The 15,104-nt window shown below is 64.1% G+C and carries 12 protein-coding genes; 7 read left to right on the forward strand and 5 right to left on the reverse strand.

The window, feature by feature from the left end; all coding sequences use genetic code 11:
- Positions 1-3 precede the first annotated feature (3 nt).
- From thiB to FJ930_RS00685, 4 genes are all read left to right on the forward strand, one after another.
- On the forward strand, positions 4-1,002 hold the full coding sequence (thiB, locus tag FJ930_RS00670) for a thiamine ABC transporter substrate binding subunit (RefSeq protein WP_141833731.1): 999 nt from the start codon (positions 4-6) through the stop codon (positions 1,000-1,002).
- A 145-nt stretch (positions 1,003-1,147) separates the two neighbouring features.
- Positions 1,148-2,773 carry a thiamine/thiamine pyrophosphate ABC transporter permease gene (gene thiP / locus FJ930_RS00675; RefSeq protein WP_141833734.1) on the forward strand — a complete coding sequence of 542 codons (1,626 nt, stop codon included), beginning with the start codon at positions 1,148-1,150 and terminating at the stop codon, positions 2,771-2,773.
- Positions 2,766-3,548, forward strand: a complete 783-nt coding sequence (gene thiQ / locus FJ930_RS00680; protein ID WP_141833737.1) for a thiamine ABC transporter ATP-binding protein — start codon at positions 2,766-2,768, stop codon at positions 3,546-3,548. The genes thiP and thiQ overlap by 8 nt, the downstream gene beginning before the upstream one ends.
- A 319-nt stretch (positions 3,549-3,867) precedes the next feature.
- Positions 3,868-5,274 carry a M48 family metalloprotease gene (locus FJ930_RS00685; RefSeq protein WP_246676779.1) on the forward strand — a complete coding sequence of 469 codons (1,407 nt, stop codon included), beginning with the start codon at positions 3,868-3,870 and terminating at the stop codon, positions 5,272-5,274.
- Between the two features lie 112 nt (positions 5,275-5,386).
- On the opposite strand, the gene FJ930_RS00690 is transcribed toward FJ930_RS00685, so the two are convergent.
- Positions 5,387-6,250 (reverse strand): RNA polymerase factor sigma-32, encoded by an 864-nt coding sequence (locus tag FJ930_RS00690; RefSeq protein WP_140748337.1) that lies wholly within the window; start codon positions 6,248-6,250, stop codon positions 5,387-5,389.
- A gap of 318 nt (positions 6,251-6,568) precedes the next feature.
- On the opposite strand from FJ930_RS00690, the gene FJ930_RS00695 reads away from it, so the two are divergent.
- The 3 genes from FJ930_RS00695 (at position 6,569) to FJ930_RS00705 (ending at position 9,097) form a co-directional block, all read left to right on the forward strand.
- Positions 6,569-7,342 carry an amino acid ABC transporter substrate-binding protein gene (locus FJ930_RS00695; protein WP_140748340.1) on the forward strand — a complete coding sequence of 258 codons (774 nt, stop codon included), beginning with the start codon at positions 6,569-6,571 and terminating at the stop codon, positions 7,340-7,342.
- Positions 7,343-7,646: 304 nt separating this feature from the next.
- On the forward strand, positions 7,647-8,327 hold the full coding sequence (locus FJ930_RS00700; protein ID WP_140608243.1) for an amino acid ABC transporter permease: 681 nt from the start codon (positions 7,647-7,649) through the stop codon (positions 8,325-8,327).
- Positions 8,324-9,097 (forward strand): amino acid ABC transporter ATP-binding protein, encoded by a 774-nt coding sequence (locus tag FJ930_RS00705; RefSeq protein ID WP_141833743.1) that lies wholly within the window; start codon positions 8,324-8,326, stop codon positions 9,095-9,097. The genes FJ930_RS00700 and FJ930_RS00705 overlap by 4 nt, the downstream gene beginning before the upstream one ends.
- Before the next feature lie 95 nt (positions 9,098-9,192).
- On the opposite strand, the gene FJ930_RS00710 is transcribed toward FJ930_RS00705, so the two are convergent.
- The 4 genes from FJ930_RS00710 to FJ930_RS00725 all read right to left on the reverse strand — a co-directional run bounded on the left by FJ930_RS00710 (position 9,193) and on the right by FJ930_RS00725 (position 14,593).
- Positions 9,193-9,774: a CarD family transcriptional regulator gene (locus FJ930_RS00710; RefSeq protein WP_010911999.1), complete on the reverse strand. Its 582-nt coding sequence runs from the start codon at positions 9,772-9,774 to the stop codon at positions 9,193-9,195.
- Positions 9,775-10,144: 370 nt separating this feature from the next.
- A complete protein-coding gene (gene fdxA / locus FJ930_RS00715) occupies positions 10,145-10,483 on the reverse strand; it encodes a ferredoxin FdxA (protein WP_141833746.1) in 339 nt (112 codons plus the stop codon).
- A 236-nt stretch (positions 10,484-10,719) separates the two neighbouring features.
- Complete coding sequence (locus FJ930_RS00720; RefSeq protein WP_140748346.1) at positions 10,720-11,106, reverse strand: RNA-binding S4 domain-containing protein; 387 nt, start codon at positions 11,104-11,106, stop codon at positions 10,720-10,722.
- A 13-nt stretch (positions 11,107-11,119) separates the two neighbouring features.
- Positions 11,120-14,593 carry a helicase-related protein gene (locus FJ930_RS00725; protein WP_141833749.1) on the reverse strand — a complete coding sequence of 1,158 codons (3,474 nt, stop codon included), beginning with the start codon at positions 14,591-14,593 and terminating at the stop codon, positions 11,120-11,122.
- Positions 14,594-15,104: the final 511 nt, after the last annotated feature.

The raw sequence follows: 15,104 nt of genomic DNA on the forward strand, positions 1-15,104 counted from the left end.
CCGATGCGCACGCTTTTATATGCTCTCGTCTCAGCAATGGTCGTGGTGCTGTCCGGCCCGGCCTTGGCCAAGGACAAGCTCACCGTCTACACCTATGAGAGTTTCACCGCCGACTGGGGCCCTGGCCCGGTGGTGAAGAAGGAATTCGAGGCCGAATGCGGCTGCGATGTCGAATTCGTCTCGGTCGCCGACGGCGTCGCCCTGCTCAACCGCGTCAAGCTCGAAGGAGCATCGACCAAGGCCGATATCGTGCTCGGCCTCGACACCAATCTCACCGCCGATGCCAAGGCTTCGGGTCTGTTCGCACCGCATGGCGCCGTGTCCGACGTCAACGTGCCGGGCGGCTGGAGCGACGATACTTTTGTCCCGTTCGACTACGGCTATTTCGCCGTCGTCTACGACACACAGAAGCTGAAGGCGCCGCCCAAGAGCCTGAAGGAACTGGTCGAAGGCAATGCCGACGACAAGATCGTCATCCAGGATCCGCGTACCTCGACACCCGGCCTCGGCCTGCTGTTGTGGGTGAAGTCGGTCTATGGCGACAAGGCACCGGAAGCCTGGGCCAAGCTCAAGGCGAAGGTGCTGACCGTGACGCCCGGCTGGAGCGAGGCTTATGGCCTGTTCACCAAGGGCGAGGCGCCGATGGTGCTGTCCTACACCACCTCGCCGGCCTACCACATGGTCGCCGAGAATACCGAGCGCTACCAGGCGGCCTCGTTCGAGGAGGGTGAATATCTGCAGATCGAGGTCGCCGGCATCACCACGACGGGAGCCAAGAACCCGCTGGCGCAAAAGTTCATGGCCTTCATGACCGGCCCCAAATTCCAGGACGCCATCCCGGAGACCAACTGGATGTTCCCGGCCGGCAAGACCGACAAGCCGCTCAACCCGGCTTTCGACAAGCTGGTCAAGCCGACCAAGACCTTGCTGTTCAGCCCCGAAGAGGTTGCGGCCAACCGCAAGGCCTGGGTGGATGAATGGCTGGCGGTGATGAGCAAGTAGGACTCAAGCTTCGTGGATGTCTGTGCCAAGCCACCCCCCTCTGGCCTGCCGGCCATCTCCCCCGCCTGAGGGGGGTGGGCGGGAACTCGGCCTTAGCCAAGCATTTGCTTCGCTCAATGTCCGTCTCAGTTTCGGGTAGCGCGACATGCATGCGCGTCATCCCACTGATCCCCGCGTCACCGCCGGCGTCATCGCGCTTACGGCAATCGCCCTTTTGATCGGAGGCGCGTTCGCCGGGCTGCTTGTCGAAGGCGCCGGTGACCTTTCGGGCGCCTGGGCAGCCTTCGATCCCTATCTGCTGCGCGTCGTGCGCTTCACGCTGTGGCAGGCGGCCCTTTCGACGCTGCTTTCAGTTGTTCCGGCATTGTTCGTGGCGCGTGCCCTGTCGCGGCATCCACGCTTTTTCGGCCGCGCCTTCATCCTGCAGCTCTTCGCCGTGCCCCTGGCGCTGCCGGCGATCGTCGCGGCACTCGGCATCCTGGCGCTCTACGGCCGCGCCGGCTATTTCGCCGGTCTGTTCAGCGCGGTCGGCGGCCAGGGCTGGCCGGGCATCTACGGGCTATCAGGCATTCTGGTCGCCCATGTCTTCTTCAATCTGCCGCTCGGCGTGCGGCTGTTCCTCGAGGCGCTGCAGACCATACAGGCCGACCAATGGCGGCTGGCGAGCCAGCTCGGCATGGGTCCGCGGCCGGCGTTCCGGCTGATCGAATGGCCGGCGCTGCGCGCCGCCTTGCCCGGCGTCGCCGGGCTGGTCTTCATGCTCTGCATCACATCCTTCACCATCGTGCTGACGCTTGGCGGCGGACCGGCCGCGACGACGCTGGAGGTCGGCATCTATCAGGCGCTGCGCTTCGACTTCGATCCCGCGCGAGCCGTCGCGCTGACATTGCTGCAGATTGCCTTGACTTTCATCGTCGTGCTGGCACTCACGCGTCTTGGTACCAATGTCGTCGGCGACACCAACCTGCCGGTCGCGCCGCGCCGCTATCTCTCCGTCAAGGCCACCGAGGCCTGGCTTAATGCGGCGCTCATCGTGCTGGCGCTGGTGTTCGTCGCCGGACCGATGGCCGCGACCGTCGCAGCCGGGCTGGGTGCCGATCTCGGCCGGCTCGCCGGCGAGGCCACTGTCCGGCAGGCGACGCTGACCAGCGCCGTGCTGGCCTGCCTGTCGGCGTTGCTTTCGGTGGTGCTGTCGCTGGCCCTGACCATGGCGCGCCGGGCGCTGGCGCTGAACCGTCGCGCCGGTCCAAGAACAATGCTCGAGCATGCCACCGATACCGGCGCCGGGTTTGTCCTCGTCGTGCCGCCGATCGTCATCGGCGCTGGCTGGTTCCTGCTGCTGCGCCATGCCGGCGATGTCTTCGCCATTGCCCCGGTCATGGTCGTCACCGTCAATGCGGTTATGGCGATGCCTTTCGCGCTGCGCGCCGTCCGCCCTGCCTATGATGTGGGGAGCGAACGTCACGAACGGCTCTGCGCGCAACTTGGGATTTCCGGCTGGACCAGGCTGCGGCTGATCGACTGGCCATCGCTGCGGCGTCCGCTCGCCACCGCCTTTGCCTTCGCCATGGCGCTGTCGCTCGGCGATCTCGGGGTCATCGCGCTGTTCGGCAGTGATTCCGTGCAGACCTTGCCCTACCTTCTCCTGGCGCGCATGGGCAGCTATCGTACCGAGGATGCCGCAGGCTTGGCGCTGCTGCTCGGCCTCGTCTGCCTGGCTCTGGTCATGGCGGCTCACTGGATGGGCAGGGAGAAGAACCGGGATGCCTGACGGAGCGGCCAGCAGGCTTGAACGAGGCGCTTCGGTGCGGCTGGACAAGGTATTGTTCAGCTATGGCGAAGCGCCCCTCGTCTTCGATGTTGATTTCGCCGCGACAAAGATCACCGCCATCATGGGACCGAGCGGCTCGGGAAAGTCGACGCTGCTCAACCTGGTCGCCGGGTTCGAGACACCGCGGTCCGGCCGGGTGCTGATCGGCGGGGCGGATGTCAGCGTCCAGCCGCCCTCGGCCCGGCCGGTGTCGATGGTGTTCCAGGAGAACAATCTCTTTGCTCATCTCCCGGTCGAGCAGAATGTCGGGCTCGGCCGCTCGCCGTCGCTGCGGCTGACCGAGGCCGACCGCACTGATATCGCGGAGGCGCTTCTGCGCACCGGCCTTGCCGGCAAGGAGAAGCGGTTGCCGCGCGAACTTTCCGGTGGCGAACGGCAGCGCGTTGCCCTGGCGCGCGTGCTGGTGCGCGATCGCCCGGTGCTGCTGCTCGACGAACCGTTCGCTTCGCTCGGGCCGGCCTTGCGCGACGACATGCTCGACCTGGTTGCCGGGGTTCATGCTGAACGTGGGATGACGGTGCTGTTCGTGACGCACCAGCCGCAGGATGCCCGGCGCATCGGCCAGAATGTGGTGTTTCTGGACAATGGCGCCGTTGCGGCGACCGGCAAGGCGGACGATTTCTTTACCGGGGCTGGTCCGGACGCATTCCGACGCTATATCGGTTCGGGGGTTGGGGATGCCGTATCACGAGATATTGCCCGGAAGCGGACATAATTTACGGTCAAACCGGCTTCAGGCGATGGGGCGCTTGCTTGCCATGGTCAAAGTAGTGTGGCTAGGTCCGCCCTACTGGTCCGGCACACGCCGTGATTTGCCTACAGCATCCGCCGCGCGCCTCGAGGGACGCGTGACGGATGCTGTAGCAGTTTTTTTGCGCATGACACGTTCCGAAGATCGCCGCCGATTTTCGTGGTCATGCGCCGGGACCTGAAAGGAAGCTGTTCTGGCGATCGGCGTTGACAGACCAAGAAGGAATCCGCTGGCGCGCTTTCTGGCGCTGGTCGGCTTTGCCGTGGCCCTGGCAAGCTGCCAGATGTTCACGCCTCCGGAAGTCCAGGAATCCGGGTTCCAACCGTCCGACAAGCCGATCACGGTCGACAATGTCGCCGCCAACAACAGGCTTGCCGAACTGGCCAAGGCACAGCATCCGCGCATCCTGGCGACCTATGGCGGCGAATATTCCGATCCCAAGCTCGAGCGCATGGTTGCCAAGGTCGTCGGCAATCTGACCGTGGTGTCGGCGAACCCGACCCAGACCTATCGGATCACCATCCTCAATTCGCCCAACGTCAACGCCTTCGCGCTGCCGGGCGGCTATCTCTACATCACACGCGGCCTGCTGGCGCTGGCTAATGATTCGTCCGAGCTCGCCGCCGTCGTCGCGCATGAGATGGGCCACGTCACAGCCAATCACGGCTTGCAGCGCCAGCAGCTGGAGGCCGAGGAAGGCTTGGCGACCAAGGTGGTCTCGGATGTGCTTGGCGACAGCCCGACCGCCAAGGCGGCACTCATCCGTGGCAAGCTCCGGCTGGCGCAGTTCTCGCGTAACCAGGAGCTGGAGGCAGACGCCATCGGCATCAAGTCGATCGGCGAGGCCGGCTATGACCCTTACGCCGCCGGCCGCTTCCTGCAGTCGATGTCGGCCTACACCGATTTCCGCTCGATCAGCGGTGCCACCGACGCCAGTCTGGACTTCCTGGCCACGCATCCCAACACGCCGCAGCGCATCGATCTGGCGCAGCGCCACGCCCGCCAGTTCGGCGCACCGGGTGTGGGTACGCGCGACCGCGATTCCTTCCTCGCCGGCATAGACGGTCTGCTCTATGGCGATACGCCGGAGGAAGGCTATGTGCGGGGGGAAACCTTCCTGCATCCGGGCCTCGGCGTGTCGTTCACGGTGCCGGATGGGTTCATCATCGACAATTCGGCGGCGGCGGTGACGGCGACCGGACCAGGCGACATAGCGATCCGCTTCGATGGCGTTTCGATCGACAAGAACCGCGCCTTGACCGACTACATCAGAAGCGGCTGGGTGGCTGGCCTCGACGACAGCACCGTCAAGCAGGAAACGATCAACGGCAACGAGGCCGCGACCGCGCATGCCGGCGCGCAAGGCTGGCAGTTCGATATCGCGGTGATCCGTGCCGGCGGCCAGGTCTATCGGCTGCTGACAGCGGCCCCCTCGGCCAGCACTTCGCTGGATACGGTGGCGCGGTCGGTCAGCGGGTCGTTCCGGACCCTGAGTGCCGCGGAAAAGGCGGCGCTCAAGCCGCTGCATATCCGCGTGCTCACCGTGCAGCCCGGACAGACCATGGGCTCGCTCGCCGCGCAAATGGTGGGCGTCGATCGCAAGCTCGACCTGTTCCGGGTGCTCAATGCGTTGTCGCCAGGGGCCGCGGTCTCGGCCGGCGACAAGGTCAAGATCGTCACCGACAAGTAGCCCGTTGTCGCTGGGATCTTAGAGCGGTTCAGCGTATCGTTGATCCGCTCCAACTCTTTGTTTCTACGCAATTCCGAACGGAAAACCGTTACGCGCCTTTCCTGGAATTGCTCTAGGCTGCTGTCGCCAGGAATTCCGGATTTTGCTTCACCAGCGCGACTTTGAGCTTTTCCATGGCGCGGGCCTCGATCTGGCGAACGCGCTCCTTGGAGATGCCGAGGGTCTCGCCGAGTGCCTCGAGCGTCGCGCCTTCGTCGGTCAGCCGCCTTTCCTCGATGATGCGCAGTTCGCGGGCGTTGAGGGCGGCGAGAGCGGCTTTCAGCCAGAGCGAGCGGCGCGCGACATCGATCTTGTCGCCGACGACCTCGTCGGGCAGCGGGTCGTCCGAGACCAGGAAATCCATCCGTTCGGTGGCGCCTGAATCATCGGCAAGCGGCACGTTGAGCGAGGAATCCGGCGCCGACAGCCGCGAATCCATCATCGCCACATCAGCTTCGGAAACGCCGAGCGCCACCGATACCTCGCGATAGAGGGTTTCGTTGGAAAGCGGCTCGGCGCCGTTTGCCAGACGGGCACGCAGGCGCCTGAGATTGAAGAACAGCGCCTTTTGCGCCGAACTCGTGCCGCCACGCACGATCGACCAATTGCGCAGGATGTAGTCCTGCATCGAAGCACGGATCCACCAGGTCGCATAGGTCGAAAACCGCACCTCCCGTTCCGGCTCGAAGCGGGCGGCGGCCTCCAGCAGGCCGACATGCCCTTCCTGGATCAGATCGCCGAGCGGCAGGCCGTAGTGACGGAATTTGGAGGCCATGGAAATGACCAGCCGCATATGGGCGACGGTTATGCAGTGCAACGCGTTCTGGTCATTGTCCTCCTTCCAGAGCAAGGCCAGCCGATGTTCTTCGTCCCGTTCGAGGTAAGGAGCCTTCATCGCCGCGCGGACCATGATCCGTCCTGCCGTGTCTTCCATCATGAGGGGCTCCCTGGCTCAGGCGATGCGAATGACGTTTGCTTGGTAGGCACCGGGTTGAAATCGCGGCGTCGTGCCCTACAACAGCCAAAACTGCCACGCGCGAGAAAGGTTCCGCTGGCGCGGGCAGCGAGGCCATCCTGCGCGCGCGATTTCAGCACAGTTGCCCTTTTGAATGCGCGAAGAAATCCATTTTTGAGAATATGGTTTCGGAAATTCTTTGTTTTTGAAATGCAATTCCTTATTCTTCCTGCTGACATCTGGCATTTTCCAGCCCTCACAACATGCCTGATATCAGGCCAAGGACGGGATCACAGAAAAATGAAATGGCTCAAGTCGCTTATCGTCGCCGGAACGCTGCAGGCCCTGGCCGTCGCATCGGGCCATGCCGGTGCCAATCTCGACCAGATCAAGCAGGCTGGCGTCATCAAGGTCGGGACGGAAGGCACCTACGCACCCTTCACCTATCATGATGCGTCCGGCGCGCTGGTCGGCTTCGACGTCGAAATCGCCAAGGCGATCGGCGACAAGCTGGGGGTCAAGGTCGAGTTTCTCGAAGGTAAGTGGGACGGGCTGATCGCCGGTCTCGACGTCAAGCGCTACGACGCCGTCATCAACGAGGTCGGCATCACGGATGCGCGCAAGGCCAAGTACGATTTCTCCGATCCCTACATCGCTTCCAAGGCGGTGCTGATCGTGCGCGGCGACAACACCGACATCAAGACCTTCGCCGACCTCAAGGGCAAGAAGTCGGCGCAGTCGCTGACCTCCAATTTCGGCAAGCTGGCCGAGGCGAATGGAGCAGAGCTTGTCGGCACCGATGGCTTCGACCAGTCGATCCAGCTGCTTCTGACCGGCCGTGCCGACGCCACCATCAACGACAGCCTGTCCTTCCTCGACTTCAAGAAGCACAAGCCCGACGCCAATGTGAAGATCGCGGCGCAAGAGGAAAACGCCGATTATTCCGGCGTCATCGTGCGCAAGGGCGATCCCGAGCTGGTCGCGGCCATCAACAAGGCGCTGGCCGACATCAAGGCCGACGGCACCTATCAGAAGATCGCCGATACCTATTTCGGCCAGGACGTTTCGAAGTAAATCACGCAGCGGGGCGGTTTGGTCCCGCAACGCATCCAGCGCGGCGGGCCGTCTTTGACGGCTCGCCGCTTTTGTCGTGATATGGCGCCTGCATTCGCACTTCGGTCATGCGACGCGCATCAGGTCTTTGTCTATATGCATGTCGTTCCCCCAAAGCCGGGGTCACTTTTGGGCGACATGCATCTAGAGCGGTTCAGCGTTTGATAGAATCGTTGATCCGCTCTAACTCGTTGTTTCTACGCAATTCCGGGCGGAAAACCGCCACGCGCTTTTCCTGGAATTGCTCTGGTCTGGAGGGTCTTTCGTGCTGCACTGGCTGCAACTGATGCTGGAGTCACTGCCTTCGCTGCTCTGGGCTGCCCTGATCTTCACCGTGCCGTTGACGCTGCTGTCCTTCGTTCTTGGCCTGACCGTCGGCCTCGGCGCGGCACTCGGCCGGCTGTTCGGGCCGAGACCGCTGGTCGCGCTCGTGCGCTTCTATGTCTGGATCTTCCGCGGCACGCCGCTGCTGGTGCAGCTGTTCCTGATCTTCTATGGCCTGCCGTCGGTCGGCATCCTGCTCGACGCCTTCACGGCGGCACTGATCGGCTTCACGCTCAACATCGGCGCCTATACGTCGGAAATCATCCGCGCGGCCATCGGCTCGGTGCCGAAGGGCCAGTGGGAGGCCGCCTATTCGATCGGCATGACCTGGAGCCAGGCGATGCGGCGCACCATCCTGCCGCAAGCCGGCCGCGTCGCGGTGCCGCCGCTCTCCAACACCTTCATCTCGCTGGTCAAGGATACGTCGCTGGCCGCCGCCATCACCGTGCCGGAGATGTTCCAGGCGGCGCAGCGCATCGTCGCCACCACCTATGAGCCGCTGATCCTCTATGTCGAGGCGGCGATCCTCTATCTGGCTATGAGTTCGGTGCTGTCTGCCCTGCAGACGCGGCTGGAAGAACGGCTCAACCGCTATGGCGGCTTCCTGGAGGCACGCTCATGATCAGCCTCACCAACATCGAGAAGCGCTTCGGCGACAATCTGGTGCTGAAGGGGGTAACGGTCGCCATCGCCGAAGGCAGCGTTACCGCGCTTGTCGGCCCGTCGGGCGGCGGCAAGAGCACGCTCTTGCGCTGCATCAACCTCCTGGAGATCCCGACATCGGGCACGGTGCGGATCGGCGACGAGTCGCTCGAGTTCCGTCCGAGCGTCAAGGTGCCGGCCGCGGACATAAGACGCCTGCGCCTGCAGACCGGCATGGTGTTCCAGAATTTTCAGTTGTTTCCGCACCGCACCGCAATCGAGAATGTCGTGGAAGGACTGGTGACGGTGCTCAAATGGTCGCCCGAGAGGGCCCGCGAGCGAGCGCTCGCCCTGCTGCAAAAAGTCGGGATGGCGCACAAGGCCGATGCCTGGCCGGCGACGCTGTCAGGCGGCCAGCAGCAGCGCGTGGCGATCGCCCGGGCGCTGGCCCCGTCGCCGAAAGTGCTGCTGTGCGACGAGCCGACTTCGGCGCTGGATCCGGAACTGGCGCAGGAGGTGGTCGATGTGCTCGGCCAGCTCGCCAGCGAAGGCACGACCATGGTGATGGCGACGCATGATTTGCGCTTGGCTTCCAAGATCGCGCGGGAAGTGGTTTTCCTCGACGCCGGTGTTGTGGTCGAAAAGGGGCCGGCGGCTGTACTGTTCGGCAATCCGGAGCGTGAGCGGACCAAGCGGTTCATCGCCACGCTGAAGCAGGAGGCGGAGAGGGAAGGCGGAGGCGAGGGGTAGTCGAGAGATTTCCCGGCGCGGTCAGCCTGCCGCAGTCGCCCCGCAACAAAAAACCCGGCGCGAGGCCGGGTTTTTCGAATTCAAAGGCGAAAAGCTCAGGCAGCTTCTTCCTGCTCGGCTTCCTCATTGTCGGCCTTGGCGCCGCGCTTAGGGCCCTTGTTGAGATTGACCTCGATCAGGCGGACGGCTTCGGTTTCCGACATACGGTTGACAGCCGCGATCTCGCGGGCCATGCGGTCGAGCGCCGCCTCGTAGAGCTGGCGTTCGGAATAAGACTGCTCCGGCTGGTTGTCGGCGCGATAGAGGTCGCGCACGACTTCCGAGATCGAGATCAGGTCGCCCGAGTTGATCTTGGCATCATATTCCTGGGCGCGGCGCGACCACATGGTGCGCTTGACGCGGGCGCGGCCCTGCACGACCTTCAGCGCGCGCTCGACATAATCCTCTTCCGACAGCTTGCGCATGCCGATGGAGGTCGCCTTGGCGACCGGCACCTTCAGGCGCATCTTGTCCTTCTGGAAGTCGATGACGAACAGTTCCAGCTTGTGCCCGGCCACTTCCTGCTCGTCGATCGAGACGATCTGGCCGACGCCGTGCGCCGGATAGACGATGTACTCGCCGGTCTTGAAACCGTGACGCGCTCCAGTGGACTTCTTCTGCGGGGTGATCGTTGCCATTACGCCCTGAACTCCTTGTTGTGGAACCGGCGTCCTGCCGGCCCGAACTGGTGTGACCGGGAAATCCCGATCATTAGCCGCACAACAGGTGAACCCACCGGAAAGGCTGGGACCGGCAAACCGCACGATTGCGACCGCCTGGCCCAGATCGCTCTGGTCCGAAATGGGATTTTCACCTTTCAGTGATTTGGGGCGTCTGCGCCATAAATCGACGTTGTGTCACCGGCATGGTTCGCTGATGTAACACAAAAAGTCGGAAGAATCAAGGTTTTGCTGCATAAGCGAAGGCCACAGGTCACCGCCGCCTGTCAAGGCGGTTCATGTGCCGTGCCTCTTACGCAGCGTCATACCAGTCTGAACGGTAGCGCTGTCAGTCGCCTTCGCCAGGTTCGGCGGAGAAATATTTCTCGAACTTGCCGGCCTCGCCGTCGAAGGCCTTGGCGTCGGCCGGCGGTTCCTTCTTGGCGGTGATGTTAGGCCATTTCTCGGCATATTCGGTGTTGATCTGCAGCCATTTGTCGAGACCGGGCTCGGTGTCGGGCTTGATCGCGTCGGCGGGGCATTCAGGCTCGCAGACGCCACAGTCGATACACTCGTCGGGATGAATGACGAGCATGTTCTCGCCTTCGTAGAAACAGTCGACCGGACAGACCTCGATGCAATCCATGTATTTGCATTTGATGCAATTGTCGGTCACGACATAGGTCATCGGTCGGCTCCGGAACGTCCCAGCTTTATTGGGCTTTTTCCGTGAGGTAACGCCTTTGCCCGCCGCTTGCAAGGGCGGCCGTGCCCGTCCACACCGGCTCTTCGGGAATGAAATTCCAGAGGCAAGCGCGGCAAGGACCGGTGATGACCCGTGGAGCGTCTCGTGTCCCGGTCTCCGTTCTGTCCCGCGTCCACTCCTGTGCCGAAGCCACGGCCCTGCGTTCAGGACGGCAAGCCTCAATCCTCGCCAAGCAAGCGGTCGGTCTGGCGGCGCTCTCTTTTGGTCGGACGGCCGCTGCCGGCCTCGCGCAGCGCCGGAATCGCATCGGGAAGCGCCTCGCCCTTCGGTGTGGGCGGTGGCGACATGTCCTCGTAGAGGGTGCGGGCCTCGTCTGCCGGGCCGCGCCGCACACCCGCGCCGAGCACCTTCCAAATGAAGATGCGCTGGTCGAGCGTGATGGTCAGCACGTCGCCCGGCTTGACCAGATCGGAGGCCTGCGCTGCTTTGTCGCGATTGATGCGCACGCGGCCGGCGACGACCAGCTTGGCCGCCAGCGAGCGCGATTTTACCACGCGCGAGAAGAACAGCCATTTGTCGATGCGCTGTCGGCCTTCAGCAACCATCGAAGCGCCGAGCTTATTTCTTCAATTGGTCGCGCAAGGCGGCAAGCTTGGCGAAGGGCGAGTCCGGATCGAAGCGGACCGGACGCTCCTCGCGCGGCTTCGGCTGGAAGGCGGGCTTGCCGCCCCTGTTCCCGTCGGCACCGCTCTTGCCTTCCGGCCTGCCGCCCTTCCAGTCCGGCCGGCCCTCGCGGCGGTCGGGACGCTCGCCCTGCGGACGGCTGTCACGGCGCTGTTCGCCTTCACCCTGCGGCTTGGGCTTGAACTTCGAGCGGTCGAAGCGCGGCTTGCCGGCGCCGTCACGCCGCCCTTCATGGGCCGGGCGCTCGCCAGGTGCGCCTGGTGCCTGTGCGCCGGCACCCGCCGGTGCGTCGCGCCGGCCCCGCGCCTGCCCGTTTTGCGGGCGATTGCCGCGGCCCTCACGATGACGCGGGCGCTGGTCGAAGCGAGCCTGCCGCCACAGCAAGATGGGCTTGGGCGCTTCGGCTTCCGGCGCGGCCTCGGCGGTCTCACCCTCCCCCTCGTGGGAAGGGTCGGCGCGCAGCGCCGGGGTGGGGGGAGCGCCAGCGCTGTCAACACTGCCGGCATCGTCGGCGCTGTCAGCCCCGCCCGCGTCGCTTCGCGCCGCGACCTCCCCCATCGAGGGGGAGGCAAGGGCGCCGGCGCTTTCGGCGGCGGCAACAGGCTGGTTTTCCACGACCTCCGCAGATTCCGCCTGTGCCGGCCCGGCAGGCAACTCAACCACGGCCTCGGCTGTCGGAGCTTCTTCGTGCGTTGCCGGTGCGGCCACGGGCTCTTCCCCGGCGGGCTCGGCCTCAACGGTATCGGTGGCAGAAGTTTCGGATGCCGGCTCCACAGCGATGACCATATCAGACGCAGGTTCGGAACCTTCGACGGACGCTTCCGCTGCAACATCCGTAGCCGCGTCTTCCGCCGCCTTTGCGCGGGCGGCTTCTTCCGCCGCAAGCTTGGCCGCGGCGGCTTCCCGGACGGCATTGTCCCGTGCCTCGAGCCGTGCCTTGACTTCCGCCGCAGGCTTCGGCTCGGCGCGATAGCCGAGACCCTTCAGGATCTCCTCCATGTCGTCGGCGGTGGCGCCGAGGATCGACATCATCGGCGGCGTCACCATGAAGGACTGGCCGTCATAGGCGCCATCCGGACGCTGGCCGAGGCCAGGCTTCCAGTTGGTGGCCGGACGGATTAAGTCGGCCAGCCGCTCCAGTATATCGATGCGCACGGCGCGGCGGCCGAGATTGCGGTAGCCGGCGAGCTTGTAGAAGGCCTTGTCGAAGGCCGGGTCGATCACCACCGAGGTGCGGCCGGACGCCAGCGCATGGACGACGTCGCCGAACCCCGGCTTGTCCTTGCCGTCATTCTTCAGCGCCCACAGCAGCGTCACCAGCCCGGCGGGTGAGGGCTTGATCAGCGCCGGAACGAAGACATGGTACGCGCCGAAGCGCACGCCTAGCCGGCGAAGGGCGGCCCGGCCCTCCTGGTCGAGCGACTTCATCTCCTCGGCGATGTCGCGGCGGTTGATGAGGCCGAAATTCTCGACCAGCTGGAAGGCGATGCCGCGGCCGATGCCGGAAATCTGGTCGGCATTCTTCAGGTCGACCAGCGGCTTCAGCAGCGACTCGATCTGGAAATTGACGAAACGTTCGGCACGCGCCGCGACTTTGTCGCGCGCCGGGCCGGTCAGCTGTTCGTCAGCCAAAAGCACGAGGCGCGGCTTCAGCGCATCCTCGCCGGAGACCAGTGTGCCGATCGGCGCGCCGATCCAGCGCAGCGTGCCGTCCGAGCCAAGCGCGAGGTCGCCATTGGCGCAGGCGCCGAAGCGTTCGGCGCGCGCCTCGAACTCGGCGGCCAGCGCCTTCTGGGCGGCGGTGCGCACGGCCTTGGCGTCTTCGCCGCCGGCGCTCTGGTCTGCGGTGAAGCGGAACCCTTGCAACTCGCCGACATGGTGGCCTTCGACAAGGACGGTTCCGGTAGGACTAATTTCGGCTTCAGGCATGGTATTTTCTCTAAGGCGCCGCATGAGGACGGAAGTCCTGCGGTCTACGAAGCGTTTCGTCAACCGCTCATGCAGCGCATCCGACAATCTGTCTTCGATTTCACGCGTCTTTTCCTGCCAGTGTGCCTGATCGGCCAGCCAGCCGGGCCGGTTCGACACGAATGTCCAGGTGCGGATCTGAGCAATGCGGTGCGACAGCGTGTCGATATCGCCCTCGGTGGTGTCGGCGCGGCGCACCTGCTCGGCCATGTAGTTCTCGTCGACATGGCCATGCCGGGCGAGGTCCATGTAGATCGACGCAATGAGATCGGCATGCTGGGCCGGGGCGATCTTTCGGTAATCGGGGAGCGCGCAGGCCTCCCACAGCAGCGCCACGCGTTTGGCATCCGTGGCTAGCGCGCGGATGTCCCCGTCGCGCGACAGATATTCGAGCGCCTGGGCATCCACCGCCGGCAGCGCGCGCGTCAGGCCTTCGACCGGCGCGTTGGTCTCGATCGAGCGCTTCAGCGCATCGAGGCTGGCAAAGTCGAAATGCGCGGTGCGCCACTGCAGCACCTTTACCGGATCGAAATCATGGCTCTCGATTTTCTTGACCAGCTCTTCGTCGAGCGGATCGACCTGGCCAGTGACGCCAAAAGTGCCGTCGCGCAGATGCCGGCCGGCGCGCCCGGCGATCTGACCGAGTTCGGCCGCCGTCAGGTTGCGGTACTGGTAGCCGTCGAATTTCCGGTTCTGGGCGAAGGCGACGTGGTCGAGATCGAGGTTGAGACCCATGCCGATGGCATCGGTGGCGACGAGATAGTCGACATCGCCGGACTGGAACAGCGCCACCTGGGCGTTGCGGGTACGGGGCGAGAGCGCTCCGAGCACGACGGCGGCACCGCCCTGTTGGCGCCGGATCAGCTCGGCGATGGCATAGACCTCGTCGGCGGAGAAGGCGACGATGGCGGTACGCCGGGGCAGGCGGGTCAGCTTCTTGGACCCGGCATAGGCCAGATGCGACAGCCGCGGGCGCGTCACCACCGAGACGCCCTTCAGCAGGCGCTGGAGGATGCCGTGCATGGTGGCCGCACCGAGGAGAAGCGTTTCCTGGCGACCGCGCAAATGCAGGATGCGGTCAGTGAAGATGTGGCCACGCTCGAGGTCGCCGGCGAGCTGCACCTCGTCGATGGCGACGAAGGCGGCGTCGGTCTCGCGCGGCATGGCTTCGACGGTGCAGACAGAATATTTGGCGCCTGGCGGCTGGATCTTCTCCTCGCCGGTGATCAGCGAGACCTTGTGGGCACCGACCTTTTCGCAGACGCGGCTGTAGACCTCGCGCGCCAGCAGCCTGAGCGGCAGGCCGATGACGCCGGTTCCGTGCGCCACCATGCGCTCGATGGCGAGATGGGTCTTGCCGGTGTTGGTCGGCCCAAGCACCGCGGTCACGTCGCGGCCCGACAGGATCAGCGGCTGGGTGTGTTTCGGCTGGATGTTCATCGGCTCGAAAATAGGGCTTTCTGGCCTCTCATTGTCGGGAGCGTGCCCTGGACGGCGCGTATGACAGGCGACACATAGGGATTTCGAGCGCGAAGCGAAAGCGGAATGTTCCGCCGGCGGCTCGAAGGTGTCTGCGCGAAGCTCCCGGCCGGTTGCCGATTAACGGATGGAACGAGTCTGGAACGAATCAGCGACGAATCGCTGACTCTTCCAGATTCAGCTTTTGTTCACGGCTACATATGGATTTTGTGACCATGAGTCTCACCACATGCTGAATCGTCGAACTGGCCCATTTTATGCAAGGCGAGCTTTGCCGTTAACCTTTGCCGGAAAACGAAGAAAGCGGTGCGACACGCTTGGCTCAATCTTTTGAAATTGTTAACTTTTCTGAATTTGGCATCAAGGAGCGGCAGGCGATTCCGGCCCTATTAACATTAACTTGCGCTCAAACCCGGAACGAATCGGCGACAAAACGGCGCCAGCGGTATTTTCCCTTTTTGTTCCGCCAATA

This window comes from Mesorhizobium sp. B2-4-15, assembly GCF_006658505.1.
Taxonomy (GTDB): Bacteria; Pseudomonadota; Alphaproteobacteria; order Rhizobiales; family Rhizobiaceae; genus Mesorhizobium.

Excerpts from the sequence above, each read along its gene's own strand:
- FJ930_RS00710 (WP_010911999.1), bottom strand. The coding sequence starts at position 9,774 with ATGGCAACGATCACCCCGCAGAAGAAGTCCACTGGAGCGCGTCACGGT.
- thiB (WP_141833731.1), top strand. The coding sequence starts at position 4 with ATGCGCACGCTTTTATATGCTCTCGTCTCAGCAATGGTCGTGGTGCTG.
- FJ930_RS00695 (WP_140748340.1), top strand. The coding sequence starts at position 6,569 with ATGAAATGGCTCAAGTCGCTTATCGTCGCCGGAACGCTGCAGGCCCTG.
- FJ930_RS00690 (WP_140748337.1), bottom strand. The coding sequence starts at position 6,250 with ATGATGGAAGACACGGCAGGACGGATCATGGTCCGCGCGGCGATGAAG.
- FJ930_RS00685 (WP_246676779.1), top strand. The coding sequence starts at position 3,868 with ATGTTCACGCCTCCGGAAGTCCAGGAATCCGGGTTCCAACCGTCCGAC.
- FJ930_RS00720 (WP_140748346.1), bottom strand. The coding sequence starts at position 11,106 with ATGGTTGCTGAAGGCCGACAGCGCATCGACAAATGGCTGTTCTTCTCG.
- FJ930_RS00725 (WP_141833749.1), bottom strand. The coding sequence starts at position 14,593 with ATGAACATCCAGCCGAAACACACCCAGCCGCTGATCCTGTCGGGCCGC.
- thiP (WP_141833734.1), top strand. The coding sequence starts at position 1,148 with ATGCATGCGCGTCATCCCACTGATCCCCGCGTCACCGCCGGCGTCATC.
- thiQ (WP_141833737.1), top strand. The coding sequence starts at position 2,766 with ATGCCTGACGGAGCGGCCAGCAGGCTTGAACGAGGCGCTTCGGTGCGG.
- FJ930_RS00705 (WP_141833743.1), top strand. The coding sequence starts at position 8,324 with ATGATCAGCCTCACCAACATCGAGAAGCGCTTCGGCGACAATCTGGTG.
- fdxA (WP_141833746.1), bottom strand. The coding sequence starts at position 10,483 with ATGACCTATGTCGTGACCGACAATTGCATCAAATGCAAATACATGGAT.